We start from the raw sequence: 17,136 nt of genomic DNA on the forward strand, positions 1-17,136 counted from the left end.
GACCATGCCCTCCCCAGCCCGTCCTCCCCTGCGGCGCCCTCGGCGGCGGCCCTGCGCCGGGTGGTGCTCCTCGTCGCCGGCCTCAACCTCGCCTACTTCGTCGTGGAGGCCGCCGTGGCCGCCGCGATCGGCTCGGTCTCGCTGCTGGCGGACTCGGTGGACTTCCTGGAGGACACCAGCGTCAACCTGCTGATCGCGCTGGCCCTCGGGTGGTCGCTGCCGGCCCGCTCGGTCGCCGGCAAGGTCATGGCGGCGATCATCTGCGTCCCTGCGCTCGCCGCGGCCTGGGAGGCCGTCGACACGTTCCGCCACCCGACGGCGCCGGACGTGACCTCGCTGGTCCTGACCGCCGGCGGCGCGCTGCTGGTCAACGCCGTGTGCACCGGGATCCTGGTCCGCCACCGGGCGCACGGCGGGTCGCTGACCGCCGCCGCCTGGTTGGCCGCGCGCAACGACATGATCGTCAACGCCGCGATCGTCGTCATGGGTGCGGTCACGGCCTGGACCCGCTCGGGGTGGCCGGACCTGGCCCTGGGCGTCCTGATCATCGCGCTGAACCTCACGGCGGCCCACGAGGTCTGGGAGGTCGCCGAGGACGAGCGGGTGGCCGCCAAGGCGCTGGCGGGCGAGCCCGTCGGCGACTGATCCCCCGCCTCCCGGGCGACCCGAACGGCACGGCCGCACCCGCCGGGGCGAGAGGAGACCGAGCCTCAGGGCGAGCGGCGCTCAGGCCACGGGCAGGGACCGACCCAGGTGCGCCAGCGCGTCCCACAGCCCGTCCCAGGAGCGGATCCCGCTGACCTGGTAGGCGGCGAGCACCACCAGGACGGACAGCACCGGGGCGACCACCCGACGCTCGACGGCGCTGTTGGTGACGAAGAGCTCCAGGTGGACGCGCTGCTTGCGCCACAGCCACACGACCGGGACCGGCACACCCTCCTCGGTGAGGACGTCACCGAGCGCGTGCGCCACGATGCCGACCGCGGCCGCCGCCGGCAGCCAGTCGACGACGGCGCCGTGCCCGTCGCGCACCAGGAGCCAGGCGCCGCCCCACGAGATGGCGGCGGTCATCACCTCGCCGACGCGCCAGAGCCGCTTGGCGATGCAGGCCCGGACCGCCAGACCGATGCAGACGGCGATCGCCGCGATCTGGGACAGCGGGTGCCGGGCGGCCAGGGTCAGCAGGGCCGCGCAGACGAGCGGGCACAGGACCACGTCGTGGGTGCCCCAACGGTGGCCACCGGAGAGCGCGTTGATGGCCCGGGCGATCATCCGGCTGGGCCAGCCCCACATCCGCGAGACGTGCGACCCGTCCTTGTCCCAGTCGGGGAACAGCCCCATCCCCGTGCAGCACAGCACCCACGCCACCTGGGAGGTGATGCTGGGCAGCTGCACGGCCGGCAACGCCAGGATCCCCAGCCCGGTGGCCAGGGTGGCGTGGTTGTAACCCATCACGACGCACCGCTCCTCGCCCGCCGACTGCCGGCGGTCTGCTCCACGCGTGGCCCTGCGCCACGCCGGAGCCGATCCTGCCAGATCCGAACACGCTTGCGGTGCACAGGTGCTCACCCGTAGGGCGGCCAGGACGGCGGCGCGCGGTCAGCCGAGGAAGTCGCCGTCCACGTAGACCCACCGGCCGAGCACCTGCCGGAAGCGGCTGACCTCGTGCAGCTCCTGCCGGCGCCCGCCCACGGACGAGCTCGCGACATACTCCACGACGTCGCCGGAGGCGCGGATCACCCGCAGCCCCAGCCACTCCCGGGCGTCCAGGCGCAGGTCGCCGGGCCGGGTGAGCGGGTCCCAGGTCTGCAACAGGTAGTCCGCGTCACCGACCACGAAGGCCGCGTACCGCGAGCGCATGAGCTGCTCCGGCGACGCGGCGGCCCGGCGCCCGAGGTGCAGCGGACGACAGCAGTCGGTGTATGCGGAGCCGCTGCCGCAGGGGCACTCCCCCGGCGCCGGCGGCCGGGCGATCCCGAAGGCCGTCCCGCTCACCGGTAGGCCGGGTGCTCGGGCCAGGGGCTCTCCGCCGGCCGCAGGGTCGTCCACCCGCCTGCCCGCGCCGCGTGGGCCGCGAGGATCCCCAGGCAGGCCGAGGGGTTGTGCAGCCGACCGGTGAGCACCGCCTGCCGGGCCTCGTCGAGGTCGAGCCAGGCCACGGGCATCCCGCGCTCCTCGTCCTCGCGCTCGTGCCGCTCCCCCTCGGGGACGGGTGACAGGTCACGCGCCAGGAAGATCCGGATCGCCTCGTCGTTGCCGCCCGGCGTGGTCCAGTAGTCCAGGAGCACGTCCCAGCGGGCGGCGCGCAGGTCGGCCTCCTCGTGAAGCTCGCGCTCCGCCGCCGCGGCGGGGTCCTCGCCCACCACGTCGAGCAGGCCCGCGGGGATCTCCCAGTCGAGGGCGCCGACCGGGTGACGGTACTGCTGGATCAGGCACACCCGCTCGTCGGCGTCGAGCGCCAGGATCGCGACCGCGCCCGGGTGGCGCAGGAACTCCCGCATCACCCGACCGGCCTCGCCGAGGTCGACGTCCTCGGCGACCAGGTCGAAGACCTTGCCCTCGTGGATCGTCCGCGTGGCGAGCACCGGGCGCGGCTCGATGCGGTCGCGCAGGTCCTCGCCCCGGGCGACCGTCGTGCCCCGGAAGTCCTGGTCCGGCATACCGGCTCAGGCCTTGCGCGCGGGCTTGGCGGCGGTGGAGGTGACCCCGCGCCGCTGCAGCGCCGCCTCGACCAGCCCGGCGAAGAGCGGGTGGGCCCGGTGGGGGCGGGACCTGAACTCCGGGTGCGCCTGCGTCGCGACGTAGTAGGGGTGCACCTCGCGGGGCAGCTCCACGTGCTCGACGAGCGTCCCGTCCGGGGAGGTCCCGGAGAAGACGAGCCCGGCCTTCTCCAGCTGCTCGCGGTAGGCGTTGTTGACCTCGTAGCGGTGGCGGTGGCGCTCGCTGACCTTGACCGAGCCGTAGGTCTGGGCGACGACGGAGTCCTTGACCAGCTTGGCGGGGTAGGCGCCGAGCCGCATGGTCCCGCCCAGGTCGCCCGCCCCCTCGACGAAGGCCTTCTGCTCGGCCATGGTCGCGATCACCGGCGCCGGGGTGCCGGGGTCGAACTCCGAGGACGACGCGCCCTCGATCCCGGCGACGTGCCGGGCGTACTCGATCACCATGCACTGCAGGCCCAGGCAGATGCCCAGGGTCGGGACCTGCTTCTCCCGGGCCCAGCGCAGGGCGCCGAGCTTGCCCTCGATGCCGCGCACGCCGAAGCCGCCGGGCACCAGCACCGCGTCCACGCCGCGCAGCGCCGCCTCGGCACCGGCGGGGCTCTGGCAGGTGTCCGACGCCACCCAGCGGATCCGGACCTTGGCGTCGTGGTGGAAGCCGCCGGCGCGCATCGCCTCGGTGACGGACAGGTAGGCGTCCGGCAGGTCGATGTACTTGCCCACCAGGGCGATCTCGACCTCGTGGGCCGGGCTGTGGACGCGCTGCAGCAGCTGGTCCCAGTCGCGCCAGTTGACGTCCTTGAACTTCAGACCCAGCCGGCGGATGACGTAGGCGTCGAGCTGCTCGCGGTGGATGACCTTGGGGATGTCGTAGATCGACGGCGCGTCCACGCAGGCGCACACGCCCTCGCGGTCCACGTCGCACATCATCGAGATCTTGTTCTTGATCCCCTCGGGCAGCTCGCGGTCGGCGCGCAGCACCAGCCCGTCGGGCTGGATGCCGGCCTGGCGCAGCGCGGCCACCGAGTGCTGGGTCGGTTTGGTCTTGAGCTCCCCGCTCGGCGCGAGGTAGGGCACCAGCGAGACGTGGAGGAAGAAGCTGTTGTCCCGGCCGATCTCGTGGCGGATCTGACGGGCCGCCTCCAGGAAGGGCAGCGACTCGATGTCGCCGACGGTGCCACCGATCTCGGTGATGATGATGTCGGGCGCGTCCTTGCCGAGCGTCGCCGGCTCGCGCATCCGGTCCTTGAGCTCGTTGGTGATGTGCGGGATGACCTGGACGGTGTCGCCGAGGTACTCCCCGCGCCGCTCCTTGGCCAGGACGTTGTTGTAGACCTGCCCGGTCGTCACGTTGGCGCGGCCGACGAGGTTGACGTCCAGGAAGCGCTCGTAGTGGCCGATGTCCAGGTCGGTCTCGGCCCCGTCCTCGGTGACGAAGACCTCGCCGTGCTGGAAGGGATTCATCGTGCCGGGGTCGACGTTGATGTAGGGGTCGAGCTTCTGCATCGTCACGCGCAGTCCTCGTGCGCGGAGCAGATGTCCGAGGCTGGAGGCCGTGAGGCCCTTGCCGAGCGAAGAGGCAACGCCTCCGGTCACGAAGATGTGCTTGGTGTCCACCACGGAGTTCGATCCTACGTCATGGCGTCATGACCTCGGTCTTCTCCGGGGGTATGCCGCGCCCTGCGGGCGGTTCCCGGACCCCCTGCAGCGGGGGCCACGCCCGCGCGCGGCCGGCTGGCCCGGGCGCGCCGACGGGGCCTGCCGCGCCGACGGGGCCGGGCACGTGGACGGACCGAGACCCGTCGTACCTCCGCAGGCCGGGCCGTCACGCCTGGGCGCGGTCGCGGCTGCGCACGTCCTCCAGGCACAGGGCGTACTGCCCCAGCGCGGCGTCGACCGCGTCGTCCACCGTGGGCAGGGCCGCGGCGCGCGCCCGGGCCCGGGTCCGCAGGTCCTCGGCGAGCGCCGGGTCGTCCAGGACGCGGCGCACCTCGCGGGCGAGGGCGGCGCTGTCGCCGACGGGCACGAGGATGCCGCCGGAGCCGACGACGGCCGCCGTGCCGCCCGCGTCGGTGGCCACGATCGCCGCGCCGGCCTCCAGGGCCTCCTGCAGGGCGAGCGGCTGGCCCTCCCACTGGGCGCTGGAGACGACGACGTCGGCGGCCGCCAGCAGGTCGGGCACGTCCCGGCGGTCGCCGAGGAGCTCGACGGGCAGGGACCGCTCGTCGATGTCCGTCTCCAGGTCGTGGCGCAGCGGTCCGTCGCCGGCGATCATCCACCGCACGTCGGGGTCGTCCTTGAGCCGGGCGGCGGCGTCGAGGAGGACGGGCAGGTCCTTCTGCCGGGTCAGCCGGGCGATGCACACGGCCAGCCGGGTCTCGTCGGCGACCCCCAGGCGGGCCCGCACGGAGCGGCGGTCCGCCACCTGATCCGGGAACGGCGGGGCCGGGATGACCGCGTGCTCGACCCGGCGGGCCCCCAGCTGTCGCTGGCGCTCCTCCAGGTCCCGGCTGACGGTCAGCACCAGGTCGGCCTTGCTCGCCACCAGCCGGTCCAGGGTGTTGTAGACCCCGGCCAGCCAGGAGCTGTCGGGGGTGGCGTTGTGCAGGGTGACGATCAGGGGCGCCTGGTGACCAACCCGCGACAGGGAGCACAGGGCACCGGCGCGCAGCCCGTGCGCGTGCACGACCTCGGCACCCTCGATGAGCGTCCGCAGCGTCGCGTGGGCGCGCATGTCGTTGGCCGGGTGGGGGCGGTCGGAGATGGGCAGGTGCACGACGCGGGCACCGGTCCCGGAGTAGTCGAAGTGCTCGTCCGCGCTCTGCGGGCAGGCGACCAGGACCTCGTGGTCGCGGGCGACGAGGCCCTGCACGAGACCGTGGACGTGACGGCCCATGCCGCCGGAGCTGGTGCCCATGACGAGAAGGATGCGCATGGCGTCATCCCATCACGGGCCGGGGGTCAGCCGCGTGCTCGACTCACCCGACGGACGAGGGACCGGGCCGCCTCCCGGTCGAGCAGCCAGACCATGGTGGCCCAGACGGCCGACGCCGCTGCGGCGCAGGCGATCCCGATCGCCACCGCGGTCCAGGCGCCGGTCGGGGCGGGCAGCGCGGAGCCCAGGGCCCGACCGGCCAGACCACCCAGGGCCACGACCGGGACGGCGGCCACCAGTCCGCGGCCGACGCCGCGCACGCCGGCTTCTCCCCAGGCGGCACGGACGGCGGCGAGCAGCCCCAGCGCGGCCACCGTCATCCCCACCGAGCTCCCGACGCCGAGCGCGACGAGGACCTGGGTCGCGCCCGCGCCGGTCCTGGTCGCGAGCAGGGGCACGACGAGGGCGAGCGCCCACCCCGCCGCGCTCCAGCCCGCCGCCGTCCAGGCCCGCCCCCGGACGTACGTCGCCCGCGTGAGCAGCGCCAGCAGCCCGAAGCCCACGAGCCCGGGCGCGAAGGCCGTCAGGCCCGGTCCGACGACGGCGGCCAGGTCGATGGCGCGGTCGGCGCGAGCCTGGTGGCGGCTCGCGTCCACCGCGGCGAAGAACCGGCCGACGGCCGGCCCGGCTCCCACCAGGACCGCCGCGCCCAGCGACCCGGCGACGACGATCACCCGCAGCGCCCCGGCCAGCCGGGCGGCCACGGCGGCGTCCGGCTCGTCCACGTTCCCCGGCGCGCGAGATGCCCCCGACAGCGCCGGGAAGATCGCCGTGGCCACGGGCACCGCGAGCACGGCATGGGGCAGGACATAGACCGCCTGGAGGTACTGGTAGGCGTTCAGCGCGCCGACGCCGCCGCGGAGCTGGGCCAGCCACACGGTGCCGAGGACCGCGGCCTGCTGCGCGAGCAGCGCGACGAGCCCGGCCCCCGCGAGGGCCCGGGCCCGGGCCGCCTCCCCGGCCGGGAGCTGCAGGGTGGGCCGCAGCCGCACCCCGTCGCGCACCAACGGGACGAGCAGCGGCAGGCTCAGGGCGACGACCCCGAGGGTGGTTCCGCCGGCCAGGGCGACGAGGGCACCGGAGGCAGGCGACGGCTCGGCCGGTCGCGTCAGCGCGCCATACGTCAGGTAGGCCGCGATCACGACCAGGCTGGACAGCAGCGGGGCCAGGGCCGGTCCGGTGAAGCGTCGCCGGGCCTGCAGCGCCCCGGCCGCGACCACGCCGATGCCGTAGAGCGGGATCTGCGGCGCGAACCACCACAGCATCCGGGCCACCAGCTCGCGCTGCCCGGCGCACCCGACGCTCCCGGTGAGGGCTCCCGCCACCGGGTCGGCCAGGAGCGCGAGGACGACGCCCGCGGGGACGAGCACGACGAGCGCCCAGGTGAGCAGCGCCGAGACGACCTGGTCGGCCGACGCGTCGTCCCCCCGGGCCAGGTGTCCGGCGACGAGGGGGACGGCGACGGCGGCGAGGGCACCTCCGGCGGCGACCTCGTAGAGCACGTTGGGGACGGTGTTGGCCGTGGCATACGCGCTGCCCACGCACCCGGCCCCCACCTCGTGGGAGAAGACCAGCCACCGGCCGAAGCCGACGACCCGGCTCAGGAGGGTCAGGACGGCGACGACGGCCCCGGCGGCCGCGAGGCCGCGGGCGGCCCGGCCGGTCACCGGCTGCGGCCCCACCGGTCCGCCGCGTCCAGCCAGGGGGTCCGGGCGATGACCGCGGTAAAGCTCACCCGCTCGCTGGCGAGGATCAGTCCGCCGAGCACCGCGAGGGTGGCCGCGCGACCGAGCGGCCCCCGCCCTGCCACCGCGGCCAGCCCGGCGAGCGCTCCCGCGGCGTTGGCGCCGGTGTCCCCGAGCATCGTCCGGCCGGCCAGGTCCTCGGGGAGCAGCGCGACGCCGGCGCCGGCGGTGACCGCGGCCAGGCGGCAGGACTGCGTGCCCCCGCACGCGGCGACGGGGGTGGTGAGCAGGACGACCTTGAGGGCCCGGCCCGGCCGCAGGTCGAACAGGTTGGCCAGGTTGGCGGCAGCCGCGACCACCGCGCCGCCGAGGAGCGTGCCCGCTCCGGGGCCGCGGCCCTCGGCCGCGTCGAGGACCGCGACGGCGCCGAGTCCTGTGGCGGCGAGCCCGACGATCTTGAGGACGCCGGTGGTCACCTGTCCCTGCCGCAGGGCGCCGAGGTGGCCCCGCAGGCCCTTGATCGTCGTGGTCCCGACGTGGTCGTCCAGCGCCCCCACCGCGGCGGCCCCGGCGACCGCCAGGGCCCCGGCCGTCCCGGCACGGCCCCCGGCGAGCAGCCCTCCGATCGCCCCGAGCGCCCAGGCCGGGCCCTCGAGCAGGCTCACGGTCCGGCCGGCGTGGTTGGTGCGGTCCCAGAGCGCGCGGCCGCCCGGCTGGGTGCGGCGCAGCCCCTCCAGCGCGGCCCGGGCGCACCCGGCGGCGATCAGGGCGGATGCCGGTGAGGAGGCGGCGCGGGTGGTCATCGGACGGGTCTCCTTCGAGGTGTGCTGCCGGAAGCGGCGGCGGCTGCTCGGACGGGTCGGCGGGTCACGGGGTCGGCAGGCCGGCCGGTCAGCGGGTGAGCTCGGGCACGACGGCCTCGGCGTCCGGCCCGATCCCGTACCGCCCCGCCTCGCCGGTGAGCTGGCCCTGGAGCCCGACGACGGTGGCGACCTGGCCCATGGCGAGGTCGGCGTCGTCGACGGTGGTGACGGCGGCCGCCACGGCCCGGTTGTTGCGGACCGCGCTGACGACCGCCGCGGCGCTGGTGCTGTCCGGGTCCTCCGCGGGCCGGCTGGGGGACACCAGGGTGGCCCCCTCCCCCACCAGGTCGAGGGCCTGGACCAGCCCGGCATAGGCCTGGGTCTGCGGGTCGGTGGGCTGGGTGCCCGCGCGGGTCATCGGCGCGGCCACGGCGACCACGAGGGTCGCGGGCTCGACGGCGGCACCCCGGAGGCTGAGCAGGCCCTTGGAGCGCAGCACCGAGAGCGCGTTCGGGGCGGCCTGCGCGGCCGGACCCTGCCGGCTCCAGCCGTCCTTGGCCGGGCTCGTGAGCAGCGCCCGGCCGAGCACCATCCCGGGCAGCTGCTCCGCGGGGACGGAGTCGACCTTGAGCCCGAGGGTGGGCGCGAGGTCCGAGACCGTCGCGGCCAGGTCACCCGAGACCTCGGGGTGGGTCCACTGCTCGTCGAGCCGCACGACCGCGGGGACGGTGGCCCCGGCGTCGACGAGGGCGGACTGGACGGCGCCGACGGTGGGCTCGTCCGCACCGGCGGCGACGACGACGTCGACGCGGCGGCCGGACAGCCGGTCCTTGAGGACCTCCGACCGGGTGGCCGTGGCATAGGTCTGGCCGGCAGCGACGTTCTTGCGGCTCTGGGCCAGCTGGTCGTTGAGCACGACCTTGTCCTGGCGCAGCTTGGTCAGCTCGGCGGTCAGGGTGGCCCCGATGTCCTCCTTGAGGGGACCGGCGCCCAGGACGATCCCGACGGCCAGCGCCATGAAGATGGCGATGATCGAGACCAGGTGATAACGGAAGTCGATCACGTGAGCAGCCTCCCGAGCCACGAGACGAAGTCGTCCCAGCGTGCCCAGACGGCCTGGAGCATGGCCTGGCCGCCCGGCGTCGCGGCGAGCGCCGCGGTCAGGGCGAGAAGGCCGGCGAGGACGAGGAAGACGAGCGACGCCGCGGAGATCCGGGACCGGTAGAGCCGGGACACGCCCTTGGCGTCGACGAGCTTGCTGCCGACGCGCAGGCGGGTGAGGAAGGTGCTCGCCATACCGGCTCGCCCCTTGTCCAGGAACTCCACGAGCGTGGCGTGGGTGCCGACCGCGACGATGAGCTCGGCGCCGGCGTCGTCGGCCAGGAGCATGGCGATGTCCTCGCTGGTGCCGGTGGCCGGGAAGACGACCGGCTCGACCCCGAGCGAGCGCACCCGGTCCAGGCCGGGGGCGCGGCCGTCGCGGTAGGCGTGGACCACGACCTCGGCGCCGCAGCGCAGGGCTTCGTCGCTCACCGAGTCCATGTCGCCCACGATCAGGTCGGGCCGCCGGCCGATCTCGCGCAGCGCGTCGGCACCGCCGTCCACCCCGATGAGGACGGGCTTGTACTCGCGGATGTAGTGCTGGAGCGTCCGCAGGTCCTCCTTGTAGTGGTAGCCGCGGACCACCACCAGCACGTGCCGCCCCTTGATGGGGGTGACGATGTCCGGGATGCCGACCCCGTCGAGAAGGAGCGCCCGCTCCCTCTTGAGGTACTCCATGGTGTTGGCCGCGAAGGCCTCCAGCTGGTGGGACAGCCCGATGCGGGCGAGGGTCTGGTCGGCCTCGATGGTCTGGGCGGTCTGCACCGTGCCGGAGGCGACCTGGCGGCCGTCGACGACGAGGGCACCGTCCTGGACCTCGGCCAGGGTTCCCTCGGTGAGGGCCATCACCTCCGGGCCGAGGTCGTCGACGTGCAGGATGCCGGCGTCGTGGAGGATCTGCGGTCCGAGGTTGGGATAGCGACCGGTGGTCGAGCGGGCGGCGTTGAGCACGGCTGCGGGCTGGCAGGCGACCAGGGCCTCGGCGCTCACCCGGTCGATGTCGGCGTGGTCGATGACCGCCAGGTCGCCGGGGCGCAGCCGCTTGGTGAGGTCCTTGGTGCGCCGGTCCACCCGCACCGGGCGCCCGACCGGCTGGGAGCCGTCGCGCGCGGCGCGGCCTCGGGCCTGGTAGGTGGACATCGGCACCCATGGTGCCATGTCGGCACGGCGGGGCCCGCCGACCACGCCGCGGTCCCGCCGGCGGGCAGCCCCCCGGCGGGACCCACCTGCCCCGTCAGCGCGTCTCAACGCGAGCGGCGGCGACCTCCCGGGCGCGCCGCCCCGGTTCCCTGCGCGCTGTCGAGCAGTTGCTGGGCGTGCTCCGTGGCGGCGGGGCCGTCGTCGCCGCTCATCATCCGGGCGAGCTCTCGAACCCGCTCATCCCCGGTCACCTCCACGATGCCGCTGGCGGCGACCTGCCCGTCGTCGGCCTTGCGGACCACGAGGTGCCGATCGGCGTATGCCGCGACCTGCGCCAGGTGCGTCACCACGATCACCTGGGCGGTGCGGGCCAGCTCGGCGAGCCGGGCGCCCACCTCGACCCCGGCCTTGCCGCCGATGCCGGCGTCGACCTCGTCGAAGACGAAGGTCGGCACCGTGGAGCCGCCGTGGGTGGCGACCTCCAGCGCGAGCATGACGCGGGAGAGCTCACCGCCGGAAGCCGCCTTGGTGACGCTGCGGGGCGGGGCGCCGGCGTTGGCCGCGAGGGCGATCTCCACCTCGTCGATCCCGTTGCGGGAGTACCTCACCCGCCCGCCCGACGGCAGCTCCAGCCCGTGCTCGTGGGCCTGCGTGGTGACGCCGACGACGAGCCGGGCCCGGGGCATGGCCAGCCGGCCGAGCTCGGTCGTGACCGCCGACCCGAGGCGCTGCGCGGCGTCGGCCCGGGCGTCGTGCAGCTCGGCCCCCTGAGCGCCCAGCCGCGGCGTGAGCTCGGCCAGGCGCGCCTCGATCTCCTCGATCCGGGCGTCGGCGCCCTCGAGGGTGAGCAGCGTGCGGCTGGACTCCTGCGCCCAGGTGAGCACGTCCTCGACCGTCTCGCCGTACTTGCGCTGCAGCCGCCCGAGCGCCGCCCGGCGCTCCTGGACCTGGGCGAGGCGCGCCGGATCGACGTCGACGTCCGCCAGGTAGCCCGCGAGGTCGGTGGTCAGGTCGGAGGCGAGGTAGCTCAGGTCGGCGAGCCTCCGGTGCAGCTCCGCCAGCGCCGGGTCGTGCGCCGTCCACGGCTCCAGGGCGGTCACGGCCTCCCCGATCGCGGCCAAGGCGCCCTGGGAGCCGGCCTCCCAGGCCTGCTCGTCGCCGGACAGCAGGACGTGGGCGCGGGAGGCGCCGTCGCGCAGGGCGTCGGCGTGCGAGAGCCGGTCGTCCTCCAGGCGCAGCTCCTCGTCCTCGCCCGGCTGCGGGTCGACGGCCTCGATCTCCTCCAGGGCGACCCGCAGGGCGTCGGCCTCGCGGACCCGCTCGCGGGCGGCGGTGCGCAGCTGCTGGAGCTCGGCGGCGAGGCGGTGGTGCTCGTCATAGGTCTGCTGGTATGCCGCGAGCAGCTGGCCGACGCGGGGCTCGAAGCCGTCCAGCACCACGCGGTGCTCCTCGGCGGAGCGCAGGCGCCACTGGTCGGCCTGGCCGTGCACCGCGACGAGCCGCTCCCCCACCTCGGCCAGCACCCCGACAGGGACGGTCCGGCCCCCGAGGTGCGCGCGGGACCGTCCCTGGGCCGCGACCGTCCGGGCGAGGACGAGACCCTCGTCCACCTCGGCGCCCGCCTCGACCGCGCGGACCACGGCCGGGTGGTCGACGGCGAGCTCGGCGATCCCCTCGACGCTCAGCCGGTCCGACCCGGCACGCACCAGGTCCGCGGCGGCGCGCCCGCCGAGCAGCAGGCCCAGGCCGGTCACCACCATCGTCTTGCCCGCTCCGGTCTCACCGGTGACGACGTTGAGGCCCGGGGACAGTTCGAGGACGGCCTCGTCGATGATCCCGAGGTCACGGATCGTGATGTCGCGCAGCATGGTCAGCCTCCCTGCTGGGGACCGCGCCCGCGCCAGCCGGCGACGGACAGGTCGAACTTGCGGACGAGGCGGTCGGTGAAGGGAGCCGCCGACAGCCGCGCCAGCCGCACGGGCGTGGCGCTGCGATGCACCTCGACGCGGGCCCCCTGCGGCAGGTCCAGCGAGCGTCGCCCGTCGCACCACAGGATCCCGGATCCCTCCTGGTCGGGCAGCAGCTCCACCGACACCTCGGCGTCGGGCGACAGCACCAGGGGCCTGGCGAACAACGCGTGGGCCGACAGGGGCACCACGAGCACGGCCGCCACCGAAGGCCACACAACCGGGCCGCCCGCGGAGAAGGCATAGGCGGTGGACCCGGTCGGCGTCGCCATCACCACGCCGTCGCAGCCCCACGTCGACAGCGGCCGGCCGTCGATGCCCAGCACCAACTCGAGCATGCGCTGACGCGAGGCCTTCTCCACGGCGGCCTCGTTCAGCGCCCAGGTGCGGATCAGCTCCTGGTCACCGACGTGGGCCACCACCTCCAGCGTCAGCCGCTCCTCGACGTCGTAGTCGCGGACGAGGATGCGCTCGACGACGTCGGCGAAGTGCTCGCGCTCCGCCTCCGCCAGGAAGCCCACGTGCCCCAGGTTGACGCCCAGCACGGGGGTCGCCCACGGTCGGGCCAGCTCGGCGCCCCGCAGGATGGTCCCGTCCCCGCCGAGGACGCAGACCAGCTCGCAGTCACCCATCTGGTCGGGCGTGACCCAGGTGGCCAAGCCACCGAGGTCGTGGTCCAGCGCCGCACGGTCCGACACGTCGACCGCCGGAGTGATCCCCGCCGCCGCGAGGTGCTCGGCGAGCGTGCGCGCGAGCAGGCGGGCCTCGGCCCGCCGGTGGTGGACGACGAGCAGGATCCTGCGGCTCACGGGGTGGCTCCTCGCTGTGCGAGTCGGCGGGCGCGCGCGGTCCACGCGGCCGGGTCGTGGCGCGCGTCGGGGGAACGCACGCACCACACAAGGTATTCGCTGTTGCCGTCGGTGCCGAGGATGGGGCTGCCCGCGAGATCACGCACCTGCAACCCCGCGGCGGCGAGCGAGGTGAGCACCGACTCGATGGCCTCCTGCCGGTGGCCGGCGTCGTGGACGATGCCACCCTTGCCCAGCCGCCCCCGGCCCACCTCGAACTGCGGCTTGATGAGCGCCACCAGGTCCCCGCCAGGGACCAGGAGGTCGGCGAGCCGCTCGGCCACCAGGGTCAGCGAGATGAAGCTCAGGTCGGTGACCAGCAGCTCGAAGGGGCCTCCGAGCGCTTCCGGCTCGGCGTCGCGGACCGACAGCCCGCTCCGCTCGGTCACCCGTGGGTCGGCGGCGACCGTCGGCGCGAGCTGACCGTGGCCCACGTCGAGCGCGCAGACGCCGGCGGCGCCTCGGGCGAGCAGCACCTGGGTGAAGCCACCGGTGCTGGCCCCCACGTCGATGCAGCGGCGGCCCTCGACCCGCACCTGGGGGAAGTCCTCGAGCGCCGCGAGCAGCTTGTGGGCCGCCCGGCTCACCCACGGGTCCCGCTCGCCCTCCACCGTGACGTCGTCCTGCGGTGCCACGGGCGAGGCGGGCCGGGTGCACGTCGCGCCCCGCAGCCTCACCCGCCCGGCGTCGACCAGTTCCCGGGCCTGACCACGCGAGCGGGCCAGACCGCGACGGACGAGGGCGACGTCCAGGCGCACGGGGGCGTCGGTGGTCGGCTCCTGGTCCGTCATCGCGCGCTCCTGCCTGCTCGTCGTGGTGCTGACCCCGTCATGGCCTCAGGCGCCCGCGACCCCGGAGAGCCGTCCCTGCAGCACCTGGTGCACCCGCGCGGCCGCCTCGATCTGTGCCTGTCCGTCCTCGCGCTCACCGGCGAGCTCGAGCTCCCGCAGGGCGGACTCCACGGCCGGATCGGGTCCCCCACCAGGACCGAGGGTCGCCGGTGTCGGGACGTCGATCTCACCGGTCATGTCGCTGCCTCTCGCTGCGCCGCCACGGGTGCCCCTGTCGCGACCACCCTAGTCGCGGGGACCGACAGACCCCTGGTGGACAGGCGCACCCGTCAGCGGGACCGGTCGGCGCACGAACCACCCCGGGCACCGGCCGGCGGGGCTCAGCGCGGGTCGATCCGCTGCAGGGTGGCGCGCACGCCGTCCGGCAGCGGCACCTCCAGCCGCTGCGCGTCGGTCGCCACCCACACGAGCGTCACCGCGGCGCGGACCTGCTCGATCGGCGAGCCACCGGACACCTCCAGGGTGTCGCCGTCCAGCCGGGCCGTCGCCTCACCGCAGGTGGCGCTCTCGGTGCCGTCCACCGACGGTGCGACATACGGCTCCTGCAGGGCGCGCAGGTCCAGGCCCAGGTATGTCGGTCGGAGCAGGCGGTCGGCCTCCGCGAGGGCCACCGGCCCGTCCACGCCCGTCAGCACGTGCAGGCTGGGCATGCCCGTCCGGTTCGCCCCCTCGATGTCCGTGTCCAGTCGGTCCCCGACGGCCAGCATCGTGGTCACGTCCCCGCCGACGCGGTCCGCGCAGCGGGTGTACAGCGGCGGGTAGGGCTTGCCCGCGACCTGCGGCTCCTCGCCGACGGCGTTGCGGACAGCGGCGACCGCGGAGCCGTTGCCCGGGGCGATGCCCCGGTCGGTGGGGATCGTCAGGTCCACGTTCGTCGCCATCCAGGCGGCCCCGGCGTTGACGGCATACGCCGTCTCCTTGAGGTCCGTCCAGGTCAGCTCGGTGCCGTAGCCCTGCAGCACGGCCTCGACCTGCTCGGCGACCGCGGGATCGTCGATCCGCTGCTGGGGCGTGACCGGGGACAGCCCCACCTCGCGCAACGCCAGCGCGACACCCGGCCCGCCCACGGCCAGCACCACACCGCCCGGTGCCAGCTGCTCGGCAAGCAGGACCGCCCCGGCCTGGGCGCTGGTGACCACGTGCTCGGCATCCGTGCGGACACCCAGCTCGGTCAGGTGGGACGCGACCTCCGCGGCCGGGCGGCTGGCGTTGTTGGTGGCGTACATGACGGGTAGGCCCCGCTCGGCTGCGAGGTTGAGCGCGTCGACGGCGTGCTGCACGGGACCCGCCCCGCGGTAGACGACGCCGTCGAGATCGACGACGAGGCCGGCGCAGGTGTCCAGCAGCGAGCTGCCGCTCATCGGCGGCCTCCCTCACGCGGCCCGGTCGCCTCGTCGGTCGGTGTCGATTCCTGCGGGGTCGGGACTGGCGTCGTCTTCGGCGCCTCAGGGGACTCGGCCCCCAGGTCCGCGGCGCCTCCGCGCGACGCGTCGTGGCGGGCCTCGGCGGTGTCGGTGCTCGCAGCGGTGTCGCCGTGGGGGCCCTCCGCCTCGGTCTCCGGCTGGGCGGCGGGCGTCTCGCGGGGGGCCTCGGCCTCGCGGGCACCCGCGCCATCCGCCTCCTCGTCGTCCTCCTCGCCCTCCAGGAGGTCGGTGAAGGTGAAGCCCTCGAGCTCGGCCAGACGCTCGTCCGCGTCGGTCTCGGCATCCTTGTCGCTCTGGGCAGCCCGGTGGAACCACTCGACGGCGCCGTCCTCGTCCCCCAGGGCCAGCAGCGCGTCCGCGTAGGCGTAGGCCAGGCGGGCGTACCAGGGCCGGTTCATGCCCTGGCGCAGGGCCGGTACCTCGAGCTCGACCTTGGCGGCCTCGAGCTGCCCCAGGTCCCGCCTGACGCCGGAGATGACGATCAGGAGCTCGATCCGATCCTCCTGAGGCAGGCTCTGGGCGTCCGGCGAAGTCGCCAACTCCAGCGCCTTGTCCAGGCGACCGAGACCACGCTCGCAGTCCACCATGAAGGGGAGCAGGTGGTGCGATCCCGACAGCCGGCGGGCCGTGCGGAACTCGGCGAGGGCCTTGGCCCACTCCTCCCGGCGGTAGAGCACCAGGCCCATGGCCTCGCGCACCGCCGGGACGCGACCAGCCCGGCGAACCGCGGTCTCGGCATGCTCCAGGGCCTTGTCGTCGTCGACGCCGAGCAGCCGCGCGGCCATGACCAGGTGCTGGCCCACGCCTTCGGCGTTCTCCTTGCTCAGGGTGCGGAGCTGGTTCTTGACCGGACGCTCGAGCTCGAAGCCGGTCACGTCCTCGTCGATCAGCGGCTCGAGCTTGCGCCCCTCCAGACGCACCAGCCGTGAGCCGGAGTGGCGTTCCTCGTCCTGGGGTCCGGCGCGGCGCTCGTCCCGGTCGGCGAAGCGCATCCCCCTGGGGCCCTGCCCGCCACGAGGCGCGTGCCCCCGGCGCTCCCCGAATCTCGGACGATCCCCTCCTCGCGAGCGGTCGTCGCGGGTGTGCTGAGGCCGGCCACCGCGGTCGTCACGAGACTCGTACGGTCGACGGTCACCCCGGTCGTCGCGGTGGTCCGACGGGCGACCATCGCGTGGCTGGTAGGGGCGCCGCTCCCCACGGTCCCCACTCCTGTCTCCGCGGGGTGACCGTTGGTCGCGACCGTACGGCCGTCGCTCCTCGCGCCTGGGCTCACGACGTGGCTGTCCGGACTCGCTCTCGGGCGCGTCGTCGTTCATCGGATTCTCCTCACGTCGCCGGCCAGGCAAGCCGGTAGGTCTCTATGCACATGGGTCTGGACACAAGTATGCCCCAGCCGCCAGCCCAGGGGCCGGCGTCCGGGGCAGAAACAGAAATGCGTGTAGCCCCCAACCTGTGGTTGGGGGCTACACGTGAATGATTGTCCGGCGGCGTCCTACTCTCCCACACCGTCACCAGTGCAGTACCATCGGCGCTGTAAGGCTTAGCTTCCGGGTTCGGAATGAGACCGGGCGTTTCCCTTACGCTATGACCGCCGTAACTCTATCGACTTGTCAACAAACCAGGAAGGTTTGTGTGTCGGGAGCTACACAGTGGACGCGAGCAATC

Annotated in this window: 16 protein-coding genes and 1 rRNA gene; 1 reads left to right on the forward strand and 16 read right to left on the reverse strand. The window is 74.7% G+C overall.

The window, feature by feature from the left end:
• Positions 1 to 60: 60 nt before the first annotated feature.
• The gene (locus MM438_RS09040; RefSeq protein ID WP_241452133.1) at positions 61 to 645 is read left to right on the forward strand and encodes a cation efflux transmembrane domain-containing protein; all 585 of its coding nucleotides are present in this window, start codon (positions 61 to 63) and stop codon (positions 643 to 645) included.
• 81 nt (positions 646 to 726) lie between these two features.
• On the opposite strand, the gene MM438_RS09045 is transcribed toward MM438_RS09040, so the two are convergent.
• The 16 genes from MM438_RS09045 to rrf form a co-directional block, all read right to left on the reverse strand.
• Complete coding sequence (locus tag MM438_RS09045; RefSeq protein ID WP_241452134.1) at positions 727 to 1,452, reverse strand: metal-dependent hydrolase; 726 nt, start codon at positions 1,450 to 1,452, stop codon at positions 727 to 729.
• Positions 1,453 to 1,599: 147 nt separating this feature from the next.
• Complete coding sequence (locus MM438_RS09050) at positions 1,600 to 1,995, reverse strand: YchJ family protein (protein WP_241452135.1); 396 nt, start codon at positions 1,993 to 1,995, stop codon at positions 1,600 to 1,602.
• Entirely contained in the window at positions 1,992 to 2,660 is a 669-nt protein-coding gene (locus MM438_RS09055) for an NUDIX domain-containing protein (RefSeq protein ID WP_241452136.1), read from the reverse strand. The genes MM438_RS09050 and MM438_RS09055 overlap by 4 nt, the downstream gene beginning before the upstream one ends.
• A gap of 6 nt (positions 2,661 to 2,666) precedes the next feature.
• The gene (locus MM438_RS09060) at positions 2,667 to 4,337 is read right to left on the reverse strand and encodes a CTP synthase (RefSeq protein ID WP_241452137.1); all 1,671 of its coding nucleotides are present in this window, start codon (positions 4,335 to 4,337) and stop codon (positions 2,667 to 2,669) included.
• Between the two features lie 205 nt (positions 4,338 to 4,542).
• Entirely contained in the window at positions 4,543 to 5,652 is a 1,110-nt protein-coding gene (locus MM438_RS09065; protein ID WP_241452138.1) for a glycosyltransferase family 4 protein, read from the reverse strand.
• 26 nt (positions 5,653 to 5,678) lie between these two features.
• The gene (murJ, locus tag MM438_RS09070) at positions 5,679 to 7,334 is read right to left on the reverse strand and encodes a murein biosynthesis integral membrane protein MurJ (RefSeq protein ID WP_241452139.1); all 1,656 of its coding nucleotides are present in this window, start codon (positions 7,332 to 7,334) and stop codon (positions 5,679 to 5,681) included.
• A complete protein-coding gene (locus MM438_RS09075) occupies positions 7,316 to 8,140 on the reverse strand; it encodes a hypothetical protein (protein ID WP_241452140.1) in 825 nt (274 codons plus the stop codon). Before MM438_RS09075 ends, murJ begins: the two co-directional genes overlap by 19 nt.
• Positions 8,141 to 8,228: 88 nt before the next feature.
• Positions 8,229 to 9,203, reverse strand: coding sequence for a copper transporter (locus MM438_RS09080; protein WP_241452141.1), 975 nt, complete (start codon positions 9,201 to 9,203; stop codon positions 8,229 to 8,231).
• On the reverse strand, positions 9,200 to 10,381 hold the full coding sequence (gene steA / locus MM438_RS09085) for a putative cytokinetic ring protein SteA (protein ID WP_241452142.1): 1,182 nt from the start codon (positions 10,379 to 10,381) through the stop codon (positions 9,200 to 9,202). The genes MM438_RS09080 and steA overlap by 4 nt, the downstream gene beginning before the upstream one ends.
• Positions 10,382 to 10,485: 104 nt before the next feature.
• On the reverse strand, positions 10,486 to 12,249 hold the full coding sequence (gene recN / locus MM438_RS09090; protein ID WP_241452143.1) for a DNA repair protein RecN: 1,764 nt from the start codon (positions 12,247 to 12,249) through the stop codon (positions 10,486 to 10,488).
• 2 nt (positions 12,250 to 12,251) lie between these two features.
• A complete protein-coding gene (locus tag MM438_RS09095; RefSeq protein ID WP_241452144.1) occupies positions 12,252 to 13,157 on the reverse strand; it encodes an NAD kinase in 906 nt (301 codons plus the stop codon).
• Entirely contained in the window at positions 13,154 to 13,987 is an 834-nt protein-coding gene (locus tag MM438_RS09100; RefSeq protein WP_241452145.1) for a TlyA family RNA methyltransferase, read from the reverse strand. Before MM438_RS09100 ends, MM438_RS09095 begins: the two co-directional genes overlap by 4 nt.
• A 45-nt stretch (positions 13,988 to 14,032) precedes the next feature.
• Positions 14,033 to 14,224 (reverse strand): hypothetical protein, encoded by a 192-nt coding sequence (locus MM438_RS09105; protein WP_241452146.1) that lies wholly within the window; start codon positions 14,222 to 14,224, stop codon positions 14,033 to 14,035.
• A 143-nt stretch (positions 14,225 to 14,367) separates the two neighbouring features.
• Positions 14,368 to 15,408, reverse strand: a complete 1,041-nt coding sequence (locus MM438_RS09110) for an HAD-IIA family hydrolase (RefSeq protein ID WP_241452147.1) — start codon at positions 15,406 to 15,408, stop codon at positions 14,368 to 14,370.
• Entirely contained in the window at positions 15,405 to 16,463 is a 1,059-nt protein-coding gene (locus MM438_RS09115) for a tetratricopeptide repeat protein (protein WP_241452148.1), read from the reverse strand. The genes MM438_RS09110 and MM438_RS09115 overlap by 4 nt, the downstream gene beginning before the upstream one ends.
• 487 nt (positions 16,464 to 16,950) lie before the next feature.
• Positions 16,951 to 17,067, reverse strand: a 5S ribosomal RNA gene (gene rrf / locus MM438_RS09120).
• Positions 17,068 to 17,136 lie beyond the last annotated feature (69 nt).

The organism is Arsenicicoccus dermatophilus, from assembly GCF_022568795.1.
In the GTDB taxonomy this organism is placed as follows: domain Bacteria; phylum Actinomycetota; class Actinomycetes; order Actinomycetales; family Dermatophilaceae; genus Arsenicicoccus; species Arsenicicoccus dermatophilus.